Annotated in this window: 1 protein-coding gene; it reads left to right on the top strand. The window is 68.9% G+C overall.

Annotated features, from left to right (window positions below):
- The coding region (locus G3480_RS27345) for a polysaccharide deacetylase family protein (RefSeq protein WP_164657304.1) at nt 1-544 on the top strand (544 nt) is incomplete at both ends.

Raw genomic sequence — 544 nt, 5'->3', positions numbered from 1 at the left:
ACAGCGCCGAGAGTCTCTTCGACTACGGTGCCCGTGTTGGCTTCTGGCGCCTGCTGCGCCTGTTCGAGGAGCGCCGTCTCCCGCTCACCGCCTTCGCCGCCGGACGTGCCCTGGAACTCAACCCCGAGGCCGGTGCCGCGCTCGCCGAGCAGGGCCATGAGGTCGCCGGGCACGGCGACCGCTGGATCGACGACCGTGATGTCGATGTAGCGACCGAACGGGCGCACATCGCCCAAACCTGCCGGATCATCGCAGCGACGACCGGGCAACGCCCGGTCGGTTGGTACACCGGCCGGGTCAGCCCGAACACCCGCCGGCTCCTGGTCGAGGCCGGCGGCTTTCTCTACGACTCCGATGCCTACGACGACGAGCGGCCCTATTGGCTGAGCGAGGACGGCCAGGCGCACTTGATCATCCCCTACAGCCTCATCACCAACGACATCCGCTATCTGCTCTCACCCGGCTGTGCCACGGCCGCCGACTTCTTCACCCTGCTGCGCGACGCCTTCGATGTCCTCTGGGCGGAGGGCGCGGACCGACCCGC

Source organism: Thiorhodococcus mannitoliphagus, assembly GCF_010915725.1.
Lineage (GTDB): Bacteria > Pseudomonadota > Gammaproteobacteria > Chromatiales > Chromatiaceae > Thiorhodococcus > Thiorhodococcus mannitoliphagus.
This window is presented reverse-complemented; position numbering and strand designations above follow the sequence as displayed.